The sequence below is a fragment of the Bradyrhizobium sp. Rc3b genome, assembly GCF_900114915.1.
GTDB lineage: Bacteria > Pseudomonadota > Alphaproteobacteria > Rhizobiales > Xanthobacteraceae > Bradyrhizobium.
Genome location: NZ_FOUS01000014.1, coordinates 237,060 through 251,007 on the forward strand (window position 1 = coordinate 237,060; position 13,948 = coordinate 251,007).

Below are 13,948 nucleotides of genomic sequence, written 5' to 3' on the forward strand. Positions count from 1 at the left end.
GGAGGGGGAGGGACGGCTCATATTGAGCGCAGCGAAATATGAGACGGGGTGGGGTGATCTCTCAACGCGGGCAGTGTTCCTTGCGGAGAGACTGTCACCCCACCCCGCTACGCATTCCGCTTCGCTGCATGCGTAGCGACCCTCCCCTCCAGGGGAGGGTAGAAAGCTACGGCTTGCTTGGATCGAACCGCTTCTCGAGTCCCTTCCAGCAATCCGCGTAATCATCCTGCAGCGTGGAGGAGTTCGCCGCATGCGCGGTGACGCGCTGCGGGTAGCGGGTCTCGAACATGAAGGCCATCGTCCCCGTCAGCTTCACCGGCTTCAATTCACCGTTGCTGGCGTGCTCGAAGGCGTCGCGATCGGGGCCGTGCGGCAGCATGCAATTGTGCAAGGAGATGCCGCCGGGGACGAAGCCTTGCGGCTTGGCATCGTAGACGCCGTAGATCAGGCCCATGAACTCGCTCATGATGTTCATGTGGTACCAGGGCGGCCGGAAGGTGTTGTCGGCGACCATCCAGCGCTCGGGGAAGATCACGAAGTCGATATTCGCGGTGCCCGCCGTCTCCGACGGCGAAGTGAGAACCGTGAAGATCGAGGGATCGGGATGATCGAAGCCGATCGCGCCGACCGGCGAGAAGGTGCGCAGATCGTATTTGTAGGGCGCGTAATTGCCGTGCCAGGCGACGACATCGATCGGCGAATGCGGCAAGGTCGTCTTGAACAGCGCCCCGCCCCATTTCACGTAGAGCTCGGTCGGCGTGTCCTTGTCCTCGTAATGCGCGACGGGGGTGAGGAAGTCGCGGGCGTTGGCGAGGCAATTGGCGCCGATCGGCCCGCGCTCCGGCAGCGTGAACGCACCACCGTAGTTCTCGCAGAGATAGCCGCGCGCCGGCCCGTTCGGAATCTCGACGCGGAATTTGACGCCGCGCGGGATCACGACGATCTCGCCGGGCTCGGCATCGATGCGGCCGAACTCGGTGACGAGACGAAGATTGCCCTGCTGCAGCACGAACATCAGCTCGCCGTCGGCATTGTAGAAATGCTGGTCCACCATCGATTTGGTGATGAGATAGACATGCGCGGCCATGCCGGCCTGCGTATTAACATCGCCCGCCGTCGTCATGGTTTGCACGCCCTGCACGAAGGTGACCTCTTCCTTCGGAAGCGGCGTCGGGTCCCAGCGCATCTGCGCGATCGGCAGATCGTATTCATGGCACGGCGCCGAACGCCACAGGCCGGCATCTGCTTTCTCGAAGCGGCCGGAATGCTTCACCGAGGGGCGGATGCGATAGAGCCAGGAGCGCTCATTGGTGCCGCGCGGCGCGGTGAAGGGCGAGCCGGACAATTGCTCGGCGTAGAGCCCGTAGGCGCAGCGCTGCGGCGAGTTGCGCCCGATCGGCAGCGCGCCCGGCAGCGCTTCGGTCTCGAAGCTGTTGCCGAAGCCGGACATGTAGCCCGGCGTCACCTGCGCCGAGCTTCGGATGATCTGATCGGGCGAGGTGTTGATGTTCATCACTATCCTCCTCCTTGCAGGGCTGCCCACATGTCCTGGTCGCGCTTGTCGGTCCAGATCACGGGATCGTCGATCCCGGACGCCTCGTCATAGGCACGCGACACGTTGAACGGCAGGCAGTGCTCGTAGATGGCGAAGCTGTGGAATTTCGGATCCATCACCTCGCGGGTCGCCGCCATCGATTCCTTCAGCGTGCGCCCCTTGGCCACCGAGATTTCGGCTGCGCCATAGAGCGAGGTGACGAAATCGCGGGTCATCGCGATGGCTTCGCGCACCGTGGCGGTGCCGTTGAGCGCATCGCCGCGGCCCGGCGCGATCGCCTTGGGATTGAAGTTGCGGATCTCGTTCAGCGTCAGCGGCCATTCGCGCAAATGCGCGTCGCCGCAATAGCAGGCCGAGTGATATTCGATGAGATCGCCGGAGAACATCACTTCGGCATCGGGCACCCAGGCGACGATATCGCCGGAGGTGTGGCCGGCCCCGAGCTGCATCAGCCGCACCTCGCGCTTGCCGAGATAGATCGACATCTCGCCTTCGAAGGTCAGCGTCGGCCAGGTCAGGCCGGGGATGCTTTGGGCGTCCTGGAACAGCCGCGGGAAGCGGCCGTACTCGGAATCCCAATCCTGCTTGCCGCGCTCCTCGATCAGCCGATAGGTCTCCTGCGAGGCGACGATGCCTTGCGCCTTGTAGGCGGAGGCCCCTAGCACGCGCACGGCGTGATAGTGCGACAGCACGACGTACTTGATCGGCTTGTCGGTCACGGTGCGGACGCGCTCGATCACCTTGTTCGCCATCGCCGGCGTCGCCTGCGCGTCGAATACCAGGCAGCCGTCGTCGCCGACGATGACGGCGGTGTTCGGATCGCCCTCGGCGGTAAAGGCATAGAGATCGGTGCCGATCTCGGAGAAGGTGATTTTCTTTTCCGAGAGGTCACCGGTGGATGCGAAGTTCTTCGCCATCAATTCGTCCTTTGAGTCTTTTGGGTTATTGTTGTTGCTGCTGTTGTTGTTGCTGCTGGCCGTCGATCATACGGCGCTTGGCAAGCTCGATCGCCTCACGCAGCACACCGATGTCGCCGATATGGTTGGCGAGGATCAGCACCAGTGCCGCGTCGAAATCAGCGCTTTGTTCCTCGGTGAACCCGCGATGCGCTTCGACGATGGCGCGAAAGGCATCGTCCGGCCGCGCAAAGTTGGAGCTGGTAGACAACGGCATGCGAAACCTCAATTGAGACCTTGAGCCTGCGACAACGCCGCCGCGATCGCGGCGCGCGTCGGATGGCGGAAGCGCGCGGCGACATAGCCATCGGGCCTGAGCAGATAGGCAACGCCCGGCGCGGCGTCGTAGCGCTTTGCGACGAGGCCCGAGGGATCGGCAAGTCCGCCCTCGCCACCGATGCGAACATTCTTGAGGCCATCGGGCACATCAATCGCCGCGCCATTGCTGAACGAGAGCAGGGTGAAGTCCGTTCCACCCTTGCGGAAGGCGTCCGTCAGATAGGCCTGCTCGGCAATTGGCGCATCGAGCATGGAGCAGCCGGGAGAGGGTCCGCCGCCCCACACATCTGCATCCGGCGACGACAACGGCGTGTCGTAGCTGCACGGCACCGACAGCCGTCCGCCATTGACCATGCGCTTGCCAAACTCGGTCTCCTTGGCCAGCGACAGCACCGCCTTGCGCAGCCGCGCTTCCTGATGCGAGTTCGGCGCCATGAAATCGGTCGAGCGCGTCGACTCGCGGATGTTCTCGTCGGCCGCCAGGCTGCGCTCGGCGTGATAGCTCTCGAGCAGGCTTGCGGGCGAGGTGCCCCGCAGCACGCGATCGAGCTTCCAGGACAGATTTTCCGCGTCCTCGAGCCCGGAATTGGCGCCGCGGGCACCGAATGGCGAAACCTGATGCGCGGAATCGCCGGCAAAAATCACACGGCCATGGATGAACCGGTCCATCCGCCGACACTGGAATTTGTAGAGCGAGATCCACTCGAACTCGAACTTGTCGTGGCCGAGCATGCGCGCGATCCGCGGTCGCACGTTCTCCGGCTTCTTCTCGACCACGGGATCGGCGTAGCGATTGAGCTGGAGGTCGATGCGCCAGACATCGTCGGGCTGCCGGTGCAGCAAGGCGGAACGTCCCGCATGGAACGGCGGATCGAACCAGAACCAGCGCTCGGTCGGGAATTCCGCGGTCATTTTGACGTCGGCGATCAGGAACTGGTCCTCGAACACCTGCCCCGCGAACTCGGCGCCGACCATCTGCCGCAGCGAAGAGCGCGCGCCGTCGCAGGCGATCACATATTGCGCATGCAAATGGTAGGCGCCCTCCGGGGTTTCGATCGTCAATGCGACGGAATCGTTGCGCTGCTCCAGCGCCGTCACCTTGTTGCGCCAGCGCAAGTCGATCTCGGGTAGATCGCTGATACGATCGACCAGATAGGCTTCGGCGTAGTATTGCTGGAGATTGATGAAGGCGGGCCGCTTGTGGCCGTCCTCGGGCAGGAGGTTGAACTGGTAGAGCAGGGACTCCCCGTGGAAGATCCGGCCGACGCTCCACACCACACCCTTGGCGACCATGCGGTCGCCGACGCCGAGCCGGTCCCAATATTCCAGCGACCGCTTCGAGAAGCAGATCGCGCGCGAGCCTTCACCGATGCGGTCGGCATCGTCCAGAAGGACGACGCGCTGGCCGCGCTGGGCAAGGTCGATCGCGAGCGACAGCCCGACCGGGCCGGCGCCGACAACCACGACCGGATGCTCGGCCGGGCCTTGGCCGGCGCGGTCCTGATCGGCATGGCGGCGATAGCCGAACTGGGCTTTGGCCTGATAGGTCGTGGCCTGCGCCATACTCGAACCTCGGCTCTGGTCAGGAGAGGCCTGATCTGCTAGATAGTCTCACGTGCAACTATTTTGGACCGGAGCCGGCCGGCCGTCAACTGGAATTCGGAGCGCGCGCCTTGGCGAGGACATCCAGCGACATCGCACTGAAGGCACGCGAAGCCGACGAGGCCTCCGTGCGGCCAAAGGCACGGCTCGACCTGTTCAAGTTCGTGCCGTTCCGCCTCAACCGGCTCGCAGCGGAAGTCAGTTCCGCGCTCGCGGTCGAATACCAGGAACGGCATGGTCTCGACATTCCGGCCTGGCGCGTGATCGCCACGCTCGGGTTCCGCAACGATGCGTGTAGCGCGCAGTACATCGCGCAATGCACCCGCACGCACAAATCCACCATCAGCCGCGCGGTGACTGCGCTGCTCAACGAGGATCTGATCGAGCGGGTCGAGAACGAAGCCGACCGCCGCGAATTCCGCCTGCAACTGACGAAGAAGGGCCGCGCGCTCTACGAAGAGCTGTTCCCGCAGCTGCTGCGGCGGGAAGACGAAATCCTCGCCTGCCTCTCCGCGCAGGAGCGCAAGCAGCTCTCGGTGCTGCTCGGCAAAATCGAAGCGAATCTCGATCTGATCCAGACCAGCGAAGAGGCCGACGCGAAAGAGGCGTATTAGGACGCGTACTCATGGAGGCGCAGACGTCGGCTTTTGGGAGTCCGGTTGAGAAAGCTTGGTAGGCCCGTGACGGCAGTGGCGAATATAGCGATGCTACTTGTGGCCTTTGCTGCAACTCGCGCATACGCCGTTGACATGGGTTATCTGGCTCCCCCCGGAGTCGCTGCAAACGAGTTTCCCTCACCGCAGCGCCCTGTCGCACGAATCGTCAGCCCGCGCCGCTCCTCCGAGGAGCGCCGCGACGCCCTCAATGAGGCCGGTCAAATCGCACGCGTTCTTGAACTGAAACCAGGTGTGACAGTCGGTGACATTGGAGCAGGCAGTGGCTACTACACGGTCAGGCTCTCACACCTCGTCGGACCCGCCGGCTCTGTCGTTGCCCAGGACGTCACGCGGGATTACCTCGTCGAACTCGCTAGGCGAACAAAACTTCTGAAGTTGACGAACGTGCAATTCGCGCTCGGCGAACCCCACGACCCGCGTCTGCCCGCTTCTTCACTGGATGCAGTAATCCTTGCGCATATGTATCACGAGATAGCCCAACCCTATGCCTTCCTCTACAATCTCGCGCCCGCCTTGAAGCAGGGTGCGCGGGTCGGAATTGTCGATCTTGAGCTTCCGACGTCGAAGCATGGCATGCCAATTGCGCTCTTGCGCTGCGAATTAACTGCCGTCGGCTATCGCCGAGGTCGCCACATATAAGCTCGCAGGGGACGGAGGATACCTGGCGATATTCTCTCCCCCGGAGCTAGCGGCTCGAAAATCTCCCCGCGATATCGTTGCTTGTGTGGATCCTGCCGGCACTCGCTGAAACCATATCTGCCGCCCGTCTCGGAGACCGCACACGTCCGAAGAAAAGGTCAGACCGGAATTGCCGATCGAGACTCAAACCCGGCGCTCTCGATCCGGCTCGGCGAGATCGAAGCGAGTCTCGATCTGATCCAGACCAGCAAAGAGGCCGACGCCAAGCAGGCGTATTAGCCGACGCTGTCATTCCGGGGCGCCGCAAAGCGGCGAACCTGGAATCCAGAGATTGTGGCGCGCGATTCTCAGGTGCGCAACTGCGCACCATAGTTCGCGCTTCGCGCGCCCCGGAATGACGGCTTCGCCCTCACTTCGCAAACGACCGCGACGGCGGCAGATGCAGCGCCCAGGCGTCGACCTTGTCGCTGGCGCGCGGATAAATTTCCGTCACGATCGGATCATGGCCGGGAATGAACCTGTCAGGATGGCCGGCGAGACGCTCGATCGTCTCCCAACCCACCGCCATGTCGCCGACATTGTAGACGATCGGGAACGGGCTCTTGCGCTGCAGATTGGCGTAGTAATGCGCAGCATCGGATGCCAGCACCACCGGCCCGCGCGCGGTCTCCACCTTGACCACCTGCAAGCCGTCCGAATGGCCGCCAACGCGATGCACGGTGACGCCGGGCGCGACTTCGCCGTCGCCCGAATAGAAATTGACGCGCTCGCCATAGACGTGGCGCACCATCTGCGTGACGTGCTCGACCGAGAACGGATGTCGCAGCAGTCCGTTGCACATGCAGCGCCCGGTCGCGTAGGCCATCTCGCGCTCCTGGAGGTGGAAGCGCGCATTCTGGAAGCGATCGAGATTGCCGGCGTGGTCGTAATGCAGATGCGTCACGATGACGTCGCGAATGCTTGACGCCGCGACGCCAAAGCGCTCCAGCGCATCGACCGGATTGAGCGTCAGCTTGCGCGCCCGCGCGCTCGCCTCCTCGGCATTGAAGCCGGTGTCGACCAGGATGTCGCGGCCGCCCCCGCGGATCAGCCAGACGAAATAGTCGAGGTCCTGCGCCGCGCTGTCATGCGGATCGGGCTGAAGGAAGTTCATGCTGGGGGTGCGCGGCGACATCGTCGCATAGCGCAGGGCGTAAATCTCGTAGGCGTTTCCCATGGTTTTTGCTTTTGCTTTGCTTTTCTGAGTGGATCTTCGGCACGATCCTGCGCACCAAGCCATTCTCCGCTGCAAAGGTCAAACGCCGCGCCGCATCACGGCGGCAGGCCTTTCAATGTGAGACCAATCACATTTTCGGCGCCATGGAGGTCCTAACGTCCGCCGGTAAGATCGAGCCGGATCGCGTCGAGCACAAACATGACAGCCTGTTTATCCGTTCTGCGGCGCACCCAGGCGTTGCGGTCAATCGTCGCGATAACGCCGAATCTCCAAGCAGTTGACGCCCCCCGTCCCCGGTTTGATAATGCAGGAAGCGTAAGTTAAGGTCGCCGCGGCGCAAGCTGGGAACGGCGCCTTTTTGGCTGGACCGCGCTGATTATGAAAATTCGCTTCTTTCTTCTTCTGCCCTTGCTCGTCTCGCTCGTCCCGACTGCCCCATCGCTTGCGGCCGGTGACCGCTTTGCGCTGGTCATCGGCAACGCCAAATATCCGGATGCGGATGCCCCGCTGAAGGAACCGATCAACGATGCCCGTGACGTCGCCGACGAGCTCAAGCGCGACGGCTTTTCGGTCGAGATCGGCGAGAATCTGACCGGCGACGGCATGCGCCGCGCCTTCGACAAGCTCTACGGCAAGATCAAGCCGGGATCGGTGGCGCTGGTGTTCTTCAGCGGCTTCGGCATCCAGTCGGCGCGCCAGAGCTACATGCTGCCGATCGATGCGCAGATCTGGACCGAATCCGACGTGCGCCGCGACGGTTTCAGCCTCGAGACCGTCCTCGGCGAGCTCAACACCCGCGGCGCCGGCGTCAAGATCGCGCTGGTCGACGCTAGCAGGCGCAATCCGTTCGAGCGCCGGTTCCGCAGCTTCTCGGCCGGCCTGACCCCGGTGATCGCGCCGAACGGAACGCTGGTGATGTATTCGGCGGCGCTGGCCTCGGTGGTCTCCGACGCCGGCGGCGAGCACAGCCTGTTCGTCCAGGAGCTCCTGAAGGAAATCCGGGTCCCCGACCTGATGGCCGAGGAGACGCTGAACCGGACCAAGATGGGCGTCACCCGGGCTTCGCGCGGCGAGCAGGTGCCTTGGATATCCTCTTCATTGGCCGAAGATTTCTCGTTTAGCCCGGGAGCCGGCGGATCGCGTCCGGCACCGTCGACGCCTCCCGCGCCGCCGCCGGTGGTCGCCAACAACCCGCCGCCGTCACCGCCCGCGGCGCCGACACCGCCTCCGCCGCCGAAGCCGGCCGACACCGCGGCGGCACCCGCGCCTGCTTCTCCACCTCCTGCGCCTGCGCCGGCCCCCACGCCGAAGCCGCAGGTCGAGGCCGCCCTGCCCCCGCCGCCACCGCCGGTCAAGCCGATTGATCCCGCTCCGGCACCGAGCACGGACAGCGGGCCGAGCGCCGCCGCGCTGGCCGACGATCCCACGATCAAGAGCCTGACCTCCAAGATTGCCGCCAATCCGGACGACGTGAACGCGCTGTACCGGCGCGGCCAGGTCTATGCCAGCAAGGGCGCCTACAACCTCGCCATCAAGGATTTCGACGACACGCTCCGGATCAACACCAAGGATGTCGAGGCGCTGAACAACCGCTGCTGGACCCGCACCGTGGTCGGCGACCTCCAGGGCGCGCTGAAGGATTGCAACGAGGCGTTGCGGCTGCGGCCCAACTTCGTCGACGCGCTGGACAGCCGCGGGCTCGTCAACCTCAAATCGGGCGCGGTCAAGAATGCCATCGCCGATTTCGATGCGGCCCTGAGGATCAACCCGCGTCTGACCTCCTCGCTTTATGGGCGCGGCCTCGCCAAGCAGCGCAATGGCTCCGCCCAGGAAGGCGCGCTTGATATCGCCAATGCCAAAGCGATGGATCCGAACATCGTTCAGGAGTTCGCAAGCTACGGAGTGCGCTAGTATTTTTTTGAATTGAGGCAGGCGGCGCCTCGAACCTTGGGGGCCCAGGGAAGACTAACGAACGGATGCCGCAGGCGGCCTTCCCCGGGGGGCTCATTGCAGGAACTTTGGCAGGAATTTTCGAACCGCGCGAGCTCGCTGCGCAGGAGGGACTGGCTATGAAATCGGCTGCAAAGGGACTTACCGCGATCCTGTCCATCATCACTCTTGGCGCTGCGCTGTCGCTGCCGGCCTCGCCGGCCTTCGCCGGCGATGACGGCAACAGCAAGAACGTTACCGAGGACGACATCGTCCGCGCGCTGGCGCCGCCGGCCAAGAAGCCCCTGACCCGCGGCCTCTCGATCGCCCCGCAGGCCGATCCCGCGCCGAACGCCGCCGAGAGCAAGCTGATCCAGTCGGTGCGCGGCCGCTCGACGCGTTCGCTGTCCTCGACCGAGCGCGAGGAAATCGCATCGGTCGCCAAGGACAAGCCGAACATCGATCTCGAAATCACGTTCGACTACAACTCCGCCAATATCAGCGCCAAGTCGATGCCATCCGTGCAGGCGCTCGGTCGCGCGCTGACCAGTCCGGACCTAAAGGGCTCCACCTTCGTGGTGGCCGGCCACACCGATGCCGCCGGCGGCGAAACCTACAACCAGGACCTGTCGGAACGCCGCGCGGATGCGATCAAGCGCTACCTCGTCGACAAGTACAGCATCTCCGCCACCGACCTCGTCACCGTCGGCTACGGCAAGAGCAAGCTGAAGAATCCGAGCCAGCCGATGGCCGAGGCCAACCGCCGCGTGCAGGTCGTCAACATGGAAAACAAGACCACCGCATCGAAGTGAGCACGACAAAATCCTCTGAAGTGACAAGTCGTGATGTGGTGTAAAGTCTCGCTTCCAGAGCGCGTCCCGCAGCCTTGCGGGACGCCGCTTTGTTTCAGGGAAATGCTCTCGATGGGCCTCGCGCGGATGGCCGTGAGCCAGGCCAGGATGATCCGGCGATGAACCTCTCCGAATATCTCAAGCCTGCCGGAACCGTGATGTTCGTCGTCGCGCTCGGCGTCGGCTATTACCTGTTCGAGCATCGCAAGCGCGCCGAGCCGAAGGAGACGCAGAGCGAGGCGCTCGTCATCGTGACGAAGTCGACCAATGCCTGCTTCTCCGACCTTGTACGGGTGACCGGCTTCTTCGTGCCGCGCCGCGAGGCCGTGGTCATCGCCGACCAGGAGGGATCCAAGGTCACCGATCTCTTCGTCACCGAGGGCACCGTCGTTGCCGACAACCAGGAGCTGGCGCGCCTGACGGCGCCGCCGCAGATCCCGGGCCAGCCGCAGAGACCCGGTCCGCAAGGTCCGATCTCGCTGAAATCACCTGCGCCGGGCCTCATCACCGAGGTCCGCACCATCGTCGGCGCGCCCGCTTCCCCGCAGGCCGGCCCGATGTTCCGCATCGCCGTGAACAACGAGATCGAGCTCGATGCTCAGGTCCCGGCGGTGCACATGCCCAAGCTCAACTCCGGCGCCACCGTGCGCATCAGCCGCGATGACGCGCCCGATCTGATCGGCCGGGTCCGGCTGGTTGCGCCCGAGATCGACCGCGCCACGCAGCTCGGCCGCGTCCGCATCAGCGTCACCAACAATCCGTCGCTGAAGGTCGGCGTGTTCGCCCGCGCCTCGATCGACGCCAAGCGAAGCTGCGGCGTCTCGATCCCCAAGACCGCGATCGACCATCTCACCATTCAGGTCGTCAAGGGCAACATCATCGAGACGCGCAAGGTGCGGGTCGGGCTCTCGTCCGACAACGCGACGGAAATTCTGGAGGGCCTCGACGTCGGCGAAATCGTCGTGGCCGACGCCGGCTCTTCGCTCCATGACGGCGACCAGATCAAGACCATGTTCGCCGATGAACTCGATCGCACGCGGGTACGCTGATGGCTCTCAATATCTCGGCATGGTCGATCCGTAATCCGCTGCCGTCGGTCGTCTTCTCGATCATCCTCTTGATTCTCGGCTGGGTGTCTTTCACCAAGCTCGCGGTGACGCGGCTGCCTTCGGCCGACATTCCCGTGATCTCGGTCGTGGTCTCGCAGTTCGGCGCGGCGCCCGCCGAACTCGAATCGCAGGTGACCAAGACGGTCGAAGACGCCGTCTCCGGCGTCGAGGGCGTGCGGCACATTACCTCACAGATCACCGACGGTGTGTCGGTCACCACCATCCAGTTCGCGCTGGAGACCAACACCGACCGCGCGCTCAACGACGTCAAGGACGCGGTGACGCGTGTGCGGTCGAACCTGCCGCAGAACGTCACCGAGCCGCTGATCCAGCGCGTCGACGTGATCGGCCTGCCGATCGTCACCTATGCCGCGATCTCGCCCGGCAAGACGCCGGAGCAACTCTCTTACTTCGTCGACGACGTGGTCAAGCGCGCGCTGCAAGGCGTGCGCGGCGTCGCCCAGGTCGAGCGCATCGGCGGTGTCGAGCGCGAAATCCTGGTTTCGCTCGACCCGGACCGTTTGCAGGCAATGGGTCTGACCGCGGTCAATGTCAGCCAGAGCCTGCGCGGCACCAATGTCGACGTCGCCGGCGGCCGCGCCGAGATCGGCAAGAACGACCAGGCCATCCGCACGCTCGCCGGCGCCAAGACGCTGAGCGACCTTGCCGGCACCATGATCCCGCTGTTCGGCGGCGGCGAGGTCCGGCTCGACGATCTCGGTACCGTCACTGACACCATCGCCGACCGCCGCACCTTCGCCCGCTTCAACGGCGAGCCGATCGTCGCGCTCGGCATCAAGCGCTCCAAGGGCGCCAGCGACGTCAAGGTGGCCGAGGCCGTGCAGAAGCGCATCGACGTACTCAAGGCCGCCTATCCCGACGTCGACCTGAAGGTGATCGACACCTCGGTCGAATATACCAACGGCAATTACCACGCGGCGATCTCGACCCTGTTCGAAGGCGCCATCCTCGCCGTCGTCATCGTGCTCTTGTTCCTGCGCGACCTGCGCGCCACCATCATCGCCGCGATCTCGCTGCCCTTGTCGATCTTCCCGGCCTTCTGGGCGATGGACCTGCTCGGCTTCTCGCTGAACCTCGTCAGCTTCCTCGCCATCACGCTGTCGACGGGTATTCTGGTCGACGACGCCATCGTCGAGATCGAGAACATCGTCAGGCACATGAACATGGGCAAGTCGCCCTATCGTGCCGCCCTGGAAGCCGCCGACGAGATCGGCCTCGCGGTGATCGCGATCTCGCTCACCATCATCGCGATCTTCGCACCGGCGAGCTTCATGTCGGGCATCGCCGGACAGTTCTTCAAGCAGTTCGGCATCACCGTCTCGGTGCAGGTGTTCTTCTCGCTGCTCGCCGCGCGCTTCGTCACGCCGGTGCTCGCCGCCTACTTCCTCAAGCCCGGCACTCACGAAGAACCGCCGCCCGGCCGCGTGCTGCGGGCCTATCATCGGATCGTGGCCTGGTCGGTAAAACACTATTTCATCACGGTGCTGGTCGGCTTCGGCATCTTCGCCGCCTCGATCTGGAGCATTACGCTGTTGCCGCAGGGTTTTCTGCCGGCGCAGGACAGTTCGCGCTCACTGCTGGCCCTCGAGCTTCCGCCGGGCACCCAGCTTGCCTATACCGAAAAGGTCACCGAGGACATCGTCGCGCGGCTGCGCAAGCGGCCCGAGGTGAAGAGCATCTTCGTCGACGGCGGGCGCGTCCCGCCGGGCACCCAGGAAGTCCGGCGCGCCGCACTGATCATCAACTACACGCCCAAGGATGCCCGCGACATCACCCAGCGCGAGCTCGAATTCTCGATCAGCCAGGAGCTGGAGAACATCCCGGACATCCGCTTCTGGTTCCTCGACGAGAACGGTCTGCGCGCCATCTCGCTGGTCGTGACCGGCGTCGACGCCAACATCGTCAACAATTTCGCGAGCGAGCTCGCGACGCAGATGAAGCGGATTCCGACCATCTCCAACGTGATCTCGGAAACCACGCTGGAGCGGCCCGAGCTGCGCGTCGAACCGCGCGCCGATCTCGCGGCGCGGCTCGGCGTCTCGACCGAAAGCCTGTCGCAGACCATCCGCGTCGCCACCATCGGCGACGTCGGACCCGCGCTCGCCAAGTTCGACGTCGGCGACCGTCTGGTGCCGATCCGCGTGCAGCTCGAGGATGCCGCGCGCGGCAATCTGAAGACGCTGGAACAGTTGCGCGTGCCGCTCGGCGAGCACGGCGAGAAGGGCGGCGTGCCGCTCTCGGTCATCGCCGACGTCAAGCTCGACCAGGGTCCGACCAGCATCAACCGCTACGATCGCGAGCGGCAGGCGACGGTCGCCGCCGACCTCGTCGGCTCCGCCGCACTCGGCGACGCCACCAAGAAGATCTACGATCTGCCGGTGATGAAGAGCCGGCCGAAGGGCGTGAAGGTCTCTCCCTCCGGCGACGCCGAAAGCCTCAACGAACTGTCCGACGGCTTCGCCACCGCGATCACGGCGGGCCTGATGATGGTCTACGCCGTGCTGGTGCTGCTGTTCGGCACCTTCCTGCAGCCGATCACCATCCTGTTCTCGCTGCCGCTCTCGATCGGCGGCGCGATCGCGGCCCTGCTCCTCACCGGCAAGCAGCTGACCACGCCGGTGTGGATCGGCATTCTGATGCTGATGGGCATCGTCACCAAGAACGCGATCATGCTGGTGGAATTCGCGATCGAAGCCATTCACGCCGGCAAGCCGCGCGAAGAGGCGATGATCGACGCCGGCATGAAGCGCGCCCGGCCGATCGTGATGACCACGATCGCGATGGCCGCGGGCATGATGCCGAGCGCGCTCGCGGTCGGCGCCGGCGGCGAGTTCCGCTCGCCGATGGCGCTCGCGGTGATCGGCGGCCTGATCTTCTCCACCATCCTGTCGCTGGTGTTCGTGCCCGCGATGTTCATGGTGATGGACGATTTTGGCGCCCTGATCTGGCGCTTCGCCAAGCGGCTGATCGTGCACAGCGAGGACGCCGAGACGGACAGTCATCACGGCGCGGCGCCGGCATCGAAAGACGTTGCCCACCGTGCTGCGGAGTAAGATTTCAGGCGAGTGGCCGGAGGGGCGCGTTAACGCAGGGCGCCTCAAGGCGCTATGTTAC

General features: G+C 64.4%; 10 protein-coding genes and 2 pseudogenes. 7 read left to right on the forward strand and 5 right to left on the reverse strand.

Annotation, left to right across the window (positions count from 1 at the left end; translation table 11 throughout):
• Positions 1 to 166 precede the first annotated feature (166 nt).
• From hmgA to BM190_RS30220, 4 genes are read right to left on the reverse strand one after another with little or no spacing between them, the layout of a single operon-like run.
• On the reverse strand, positions 167 to 1,513 hold the full coding sequence (gene hmgA / locus BM190_RS30205) for a homogentisate 1,2-dioxygenase (protein ID WP_177237377.1): 1,347 nt from the start codon (positions 1,511 to 1,513) through the stop codon (positions 167 to 169).
• A gap of 2 nt (positions 1,514 to 1,515) precedes the next feature.
• Complete coding sequence (locus BM190_RS30210) at positions 1,516 to 2,472, reverse strand: MBL fold metallo-hydrolase (RefSeq protein WP_092261373.1); 957 nt, start codon at positions 2,470 to 2,472, stop codon at positions 1,516 to 1,518.
• Positions 2,473 to 2,497: 25 nt separating this feature from the next.
• Positions 2,498 to 2,728 carry a DUF2783 domain-containing protein gene (locus BM190_RS30215; protein WP_092261374.1) on the reverse strand — a complete coding sequence of 77 codons (231 nt, stop codon included), beginning with the start codon at positions 2,726 to 2,728 and terminating at the stop codon, positions 2,498 to 2,500.
• Positions 2,729 to 2,736: 8 nt separating this feature from the next.
• Entirely contained in the window at positions 2,737 to 4,353 is a 1,617-nt protein-coding gene (locus tag BM190_RS30220) for an FAD-dependent oxidoreductase (protein WP_092261375.1), read from the reverse strand.
• A gap of 110 nt (positions 4,354 to 4,463) precedes the next feature.
• Here BM190_RS30220 and BM190_RS30225 point away from each other — a divergent pair, with 110 nt between their 5' ends.
• From BM190_RS30225 to BM190_RS41780, 3 genes and pseudogenes are all read left to right on the forward strand, one after another.
• A complete protein-coding gene (locus tag BM190_RS30225; RefSeq protein WP_018321574.1) occupies positions 4,464 to 5,006 on the forward strand; it encodes a MarR family winged helix-turn-helix transcriptional regulator in 543 nt (180 codons plus the stop codon).
• 90 nt (positions 5,007 to 5,096) lie between these two features.
• Positions 5,097 to 5,817 (forward strand): annotated as a pseudogene (locus BM190_RS30230) (class I SAM-dependent methyltransferase).
• An 86-nt stretch (positions 5,818 to 5,903) separates the two neighbouring features.
• A pseudogene (locus tag BM190_RS41780) lies at positions 5,904 to 5,987 on the forward strand (MarR family winged helix-turn-helix transcriptional regulator); the annotation flags it as partial.
• Between the two features lie 130 nt (positions 5,988 to 6,117).
• On the opposite strand, the gene BM190_RS30235 reads toward BM190_RS41780, so the two are convergent.
• Entirely contained in the window at positions 6,118 to 6,924 is an 807-nt protein-coding gene (locus tag BM190_RS30235; protein ID WP_177237378.1) for an N-acyl homoserine lactonase family protein, read from the reverse strand.
• 378 nt (positions 6,925 to 7,302) lie between these two features.
• On the opposite strand from BM190_RS30235, the gene BM190_RS30240 reads away from it, so the two are divergent.
• From BM190_RS30240 to BM190_RS30255, 4 genes are all read left to right on the forward strand, one after another.
• The gene (locus BM190_RS30240; RefSeq protein WP_092261377.1) at positions 7,303 to 8,835 is read left to right on the forward strand and encodes a caspase family protein; all 1,533 of its coding nucleotides are present in this window, start codon (positions 7,303 to 7,305) and stop codon (positions 8,833 to 8,835) included.
• A 158-nt stretch (positions 8,836 to 8,993) separates the two neighbouring features.
• Positions 8,994 to 9,665, forward strand: coding sequence for an OmpA family protein (locus tag BM190_RS30245; RefSeq protein ID WP_177237379.1), 672 nt, complete (start codon positions 8,994 to 8,996; stop codon positions 9,663 to 9,665).
• 158 nt (positions 9,666 to 9,823) lie between these two features.
• Positions 9,824 to 10,753 (forward strand): efflux RND transporter periplasmic adaptor subunit, encoded by a 930-nt coding sequence (locus tag BM190_RS30250; protein WP_018321581.1) that lies wholly within the window; start codon positions 9,824 to 9,826, stop codon positions 10,751 to 10,753.
• The gene (locus BM190_RS30255; protein ID WP_092261379.1) at positions 10,753 to 13,887 is read left to right on the forward strand and encodes an efflux RND transporter permease subunit; all 3,135 of its coding nucleotides are present in this window, start codon (positions 10,753 to 10,755) and stop codon (positions 13,885 to 13,887) included. Before BM190_RS30250 ends, BM190_RS30255 begins: the two co-directional genes overlap by 1 nt.
• The last annotated feature ends 61 nt before the right edge of the window (positions 13,888 to 13,948 follow it).

Excerpts from the sequence above, each read along its gene's own strand:
- hmgA (WP_177237377.1), bottom strand. The coding sequence starts at position 1,513 with ATGAACATCAACACCTCGCCCGATCAGATCATCCGAAGCTCGGCGCAG.
- BM190_RS30210 (WP_092261373.1), bottom strand. The coding sequence starts at position 2,472 with ATGGCGAAGAACTTCGCATCCACCGGTGACCTCTCGGAAAAGAAAATC.
- BM190_RS30215 (WP_092261374.1), bottom strand. The coding sequence starts at position 2,728 with ATGCCGTTGTCTACCAGCTCCAACTTTGCGCGGCCGGACGATGCCTTT.
- BM190_RS30220 (WP_092261375.1), bottom strand. The coding sequence starts at position 4,353 with ATGGCGCAGGCCACGACCTATCAGGCCAAAGCCCAGTTCGGCTATCGC.
- BM190_RS30235 (WP_177237378.1), bottom strand. The coding sequence starts at position 6,924 with ATGGGAAACGCCTACGAGATTTACGCCCTGCGCTATGCGACGATGTCG.
- BM190_RS30240 (WP_092261377.1), top strand. The coding sequence starts at position 7,303 with ATGAAAATTCGCTTCTTTCTTCTTCTGCCCTTGCTCGTCTCGCTCGTC.
- BM190_RS30245 (WP_177237379.1), top strand. The coding sequence starts at position 8,994 with ATGAAATCGGCTGCAAAGGGACTTACCGCGATCCTGTCCATCATCACT.
- BM190_RS30250 (WP_018321581.1), top strand. The coding sequence starts at position 9,824 with ATGAACCTCTCCGAATATCTCAAGCCTGCCGGAACCGTGATGTTCGTC.
- BM190_RS30255 (WP_092261379.1), top strand. The coding sequence starts at position 10,753 with ATGGCTCTCAATATCTCGGCATGGTCGATCCGTAATCCGCTGCCGTCG.